The 387-nt window shown below is 51.4% G+C and carries 3 tRNA genes; all 3 read right to left on the bottom strand.

The window, feature by feature from the left end:
• Positions 1-49 precede the first annotated feature (49 nt).
• Positions 50-126, bottom strand: a tRNA-Asn gene (locus tag EOE67_RS20360).
• Between the two features lie 31 nt (positions 127-157).
• A tRNA-Asn gene (locus EOE67_RS20355) sits at positions 158-234 on the bottom strand.
• A 27-nt stretch (positions 235-261) separates the two neighbouring features.
• Positions 262-338, bottom strand: a tRNA-Asn gene (locus EOE67_RS20350).
• Positions 339-387: the final 49 nt, after the last annotated feature.

The following is a 387-nucleotide window of genomic DNA, read 5'->3' as shown; positions in this document are numbered from 1 at the left end:
GGCGAGAAGTTGAAGCAAAGAAGGTGTTTAAAGGAATATATGCTTTAGGTGGCTCCCCAGGTTGGACTCGAACCAACGACCTACGGATTAACAGTCCGCCGCTCTAACCGGCTGAGCTACTGAGGAATTGTACGCGGTTATTTTTGGTTATTTCAGTTGGCTCCCCAGGTTGGACTCGAACCAACGACCTACGGATTAACAGTCCGCCGCTCTAACCGGCTGAGCTACTGAGGAACTGAAATAACGTGTTGTAAACTACAGTGGCTCCCCAGGTTGGACTCGAACCAACGACCTACGGATTAACAGTCCGCCGCTCTAACCGGCTGAGCTACTGAGGAACTGTGTCTGCAACGGGGCGCAATACTAATGCCATGATTCGAGGCTGTC

The sequence above is a fragment of the Rheinheimera riviphila genome (genome assembly GCF_004005945.1).
GTDB classification, from domain to species: Bacteria; Pseudomonadota; Gammaproteobacteria; order Enterobacterales; family Alteromonadaceae; genus Pararheinheimera; species Pararheinheimera riviphila.
Note: the sequence above shows the minus strand (reverse complement) of the source record. Positions and strands in the feature narration are given on the sequence as shown.